A 3397-nucleotide genomic window follows, 5' to 3' on the forward strand; every position below is an offset into this window, starting at 1 on the left:
GCCACAGGCTGCCGAGCCAGCCGATGCGCAGGCCCTTCGGATCGCTGTCGAGCCGCATCGTGTCGGGCGCGGGCAGGGCTTCGGTCAATGAAAGCGGCAGCCTCCGGTCGAAGCCTGCCTGCACCGCGAGCAGACGCGCGGCGTCCTCGACCGTGCGCGCCATCGGCCCCTCGGTGCCGAGCTGCTGCAGGAAGAGCTCGTCTTCCGGGGCGCCGGGCACGCGGCCGCGCGAGGGCCGAAAGCCGATCACGTTGTTGAACGCCGCGGGATTGCGCAACGAGCCGCCCATGTCGCTGCCGTCGGCCACCGGCAGCATGCCCAGGGCCAGCGCCACGGCCGCGCCGCCGCTGCTGCCGCCGGCGCTCAGTGCGGGCTGGTAGGCGTTCAGCGTGGTGCCGAAGACCGTGTTGTAGGTGTGCGAGCCGAGCCCGAACTCGGGCGTGTTGGTCTTGCCGATCACGATGGCGCCGGCCGCGCGCATGCGCGCCACGTGGAGGCTGTCGGCACGCGCCGGAGAGCGCGGCGAAAGGGGCGAGCCCATCGAGGTCGGCAGGCCGGCGGCGTGGCTCAGGTCCTTCACCGCGAGCGGAAAGCCATGCATCCAGCCGCGTCGCACGCCGCGCGCCAGTTCGGCATCGCGCTCGCCGGCTTCGGCCAGCAGCTGCTGCGGCTCGCGCAGCGACACGATGGCGTTGAAGCGCGGGTTGAGCGCTTCGATGCGGGCCAGCGCGGCCTGCATCAGCGCGTGGCAGGACACGCTGCGGGCCGCGATGCGGCGCGAAAGTTCGGTGGCGCTGAGTGCGAGCAGGTCGGCGGATGGCATGGCGGGCGAGGGAAGAAAGGAGAGGGGCAGACGCGGGTTCCAGTATGGCGCGGCGCTCGCATAATCGCCGCGTATGGAAACAAAGTGGCTCGAAGACTTCATCAGCCTGGCGGAAACGCGCAGCTTCAGCCGCTCGGCCCAACTGAGACATGTGACACAGCCGGCGTTCTCGCGCCGCATCCAGGCGCTCGAAGGCTGGGCCGGCACCGACCTGGTGGATCGCAGTTCCTACCCCACCCGCCTCACGCCCGCGGGCCAGACGCTCTACAGCCAGGCCATCGAGATGCTCCAGTCGCTGCAGAGCACGCGCGCCATGCTGCGCGGCCATTCCGCGGCCGGGCAGGACGTGATCGAGATCGCCGTGCCGCACACACTGGCCTTCACCTTCTTTCCCTCCTGGGTGACGGGGCTGCGCGAGCACTTCGGGCCGATCAAGAGCCGGCTCATCGCGCTCAACGTGCACGACGCCGTGCTGCGCCTGGTCGAGGGCAGCTGCGACCTGCTGATCGCCTACCACCACCCCTCGCAGCCGCTGCCGCTGGACGCCAACCGCTATGAGATGGTGAGCCTCGGGGAGGAGGTGGTCGCTCCCTGGGTCAGGCCCGATGCCGAGGGCGCCCCGCGCTACTGCCTGCCCGGCCGGCCCGGCCAGCCGCTTCCCTATCTGGGCTATGCACCCGGCGCCTACCTGGGGCGCGTGGTGGACCAGCTGCTGAAGGAATCCGGCACCGCGATCCATCTCGATCGGGTCTACGAAACCGACATGGCCGAGGGCCTCAAGGCGATGGCGCTCGAAGGCCACGGCATCGCCTTCCTGCCGCAGAGCGCGGTGCGCAAGGAGGTCCGCGCCCGCACGCTGGTGAGCGCGCTGCCGCCCGAGATCGACCGGCTCGAGGCCACGATGGAGATCCGCGCCTACCGCGAGCGGCCCGGCGCGTCGGCGTCGGCCAAGACCACCGGTCGGACAGGCCGCGGCGACGGCGCGGCACCGCGGCTCAAGGGCGCGGCCGATGCGTTGTGGGCCTACCTCCTGCAGACCCAGCCTGCGGCCTGACAGTCTGTTCTTGTGCGGCGCACAAACTATGAGGCGGCGACATGGCGAGCGCCGCAATCGGCATTGGGCGCCGACCTCCGTCCCCTCTAAAGTCTGCCCCACGTTTTTTCCGGGCACAAAGGCTGCTTTGAGAGTTCCGTTGGGAGCGCTGGCGCTGCCGAACACCCGGTGCGCCTTGCGGCGGTGCGTCGTGCACCGGGTTGGTCCCGGTGTGGCGCAGAATGCGGGCGTCTAGAATTTCGTGTTATCTCTCAGTCACAGGAGTTTCCATATGAAGAAGCAAGTATTGGCTCTGGCCGTCATGGCGCTCGCCGCAGGAGGCGCCTTCGCCCAGGCCAATGACACGCTGGCCAAGATCAAGTCGAGCGGCAGCGTCACGATGGGCGTGCGTGACTCCTCCGGCGCGCTGGCCTACACGATCGGCGACGGCAAGTACGTCGGCTTCCATACCGAAATGTCCGAACGCGTCCTGGCCGATATCCAGAAGCAGCTCGGCCTTCCCAAGCTCGACATCAAGCGCCAGCTGGTCACCTCGCAGAACCGCGTTCCCCTGGTGCAGAACGGCACCGTCGACCTCGAGTGCGGCTCGACCACCAACAACGCGACCCGCCAGAAGGACGTCTCCTTCGCGGTGACCACCTACGTCGAGGAAGTCCGCATCGCGGTCAAGGCCAACTCGGGCATCAACTCGATCAAGGACCTCAACGGCAAGAGCGTCGCCACCACCACCGGCACGACCTCGGTGCAGACCCTGCGCAAGAACGAGCGCGCCCAGGGCATCGACTTCAAGGAAGTCATGGGCAAGGACCACGCCGACAGCTTCCTGCTGCTCGAGTCGGGCCGTGCCGATGCCTTCGTGATGGACGGCCAGATCCTGGCCGGCAACATCGCCAAGTCGAAGGCCCCGGCCGACTTCAAGATCGTCGGCGAGCCGCTCTCGGTCGAGCCGATCGCCTGCATGCTGCGCAAGGACGATCCGGCCTTCAAGAAGGCGGTCGACGACAGCATCAAGCGCCAGATCGCCGACGGCTCGCTCGCCAAGCTGTACGACAAGTGGTTCATGCAGCCGATCCCGCCGACCAACACCAAGGTCGGCCTGCCGCTGTCCGATGCCACCAAGGCTGCGTGGGCCAACCCCAACGACAAGCCGATGGAAGACTACGCCAAGAAGTAAAAACGCGTGGGCTGACGCGTGAACGAACGCCCGCCTCTTCCGGCGGGCGTTTGTTTTATGAGATGCCTCCAACAATCATCGAGGAGTTGAAATGGGAAAATGGGATTGGCAGGTCTTCCTGGAGGACCCGGGCGGGAAGATACCCACCTACTGGCAGTGGCTGCTGTCGGCGTGGGGCTGGACCGTCTCGGTGTCCTTGTGCTCCCTGGTCGTGGCGCTGGTGCTCGGGTCTCTCGTCGGCGTGATCCGCACGCTGCCCAACAGCCCCTGGCTGGTGCGCTTCGGCAATGCCTGGGTCGAGCTGTTCCGCAACATCCCGCTCCTGGTTCAGATCTTTCTCTGGTAC

At 67.6% G+C, this 3397-nt stretch carries 4 protein-coding genes; 3 read left to right on the forward strand and 1 reads right to left on the reverse strand.

Features of this window, described 5'->3' with window-relative positions; genetic code table 11:
• The coding region (locus tag AC1D2K_RS32260) for an amidase family protein (protein ID WP_478094206.1) at positions 1–823 on the reverse strand (823 nt) is incomplete at its 3' end.
• Between the two features lie 73 nt (positions 824–896).
• On the opposite strand from AC1D2K_RS32260, the gene AC1D2K_RS32265 reads away from it, so the two are divergent.
• The 3 genes from AC1D2K_RS32265 to AC1D2K_RS32275 all read left to right on the forward strand — a co-directional run.
• Entirely contained in the window at positions 897–1877 is a 981-nt protein-coding gene (locus AC1D2K_RS32265; protein ID WP_478094207.1) for a LysR substrate-binding domain-containing protein, read from the forward strand.
• Positions 1878–2148: 271 nt separating this feature from the next.
• A complete protein-coding gene (locus tag AC1D2K_RS32270) occupies positions 2149–3051 on the forward strand; it encodes a transporter substrate-binding domain-containing protein (RefSeq protein WP_478094208.1) in 903 nt (300 codons plus the stop codon).
• 91 nt (positions 3052–3142) lie between these two features.
• A partial coding sequence (locus AC1D2K_RS32275) for an ABC transporter permease subunit (protein WP_478094210.1) occupies positions 3143–3397 on the forward strand: 255 nt, incomplete at its 3' end.

This window comes from Variovorax sp. P1_H12_2 (assembly GCF_056405335.1).

Bases quoted from the DNA above. Each gene is read 5' to 3' on its own strand.
- AC1D2K_RS32265 (WP_478094207.1), top strand. From the start codon at position 897: ATGGAAACAAAGTGGCTCGAAGACTTCATCAGCCTGGCGGAAACGCGC.
- AC1D2K_RS32270 (WP_478094208.1), top strand. From the start codon at position 2,149: ATGAAGAAGCAAGTATTGGCTCTGGCCGTCATGGCGCTCGCCGCAGGA.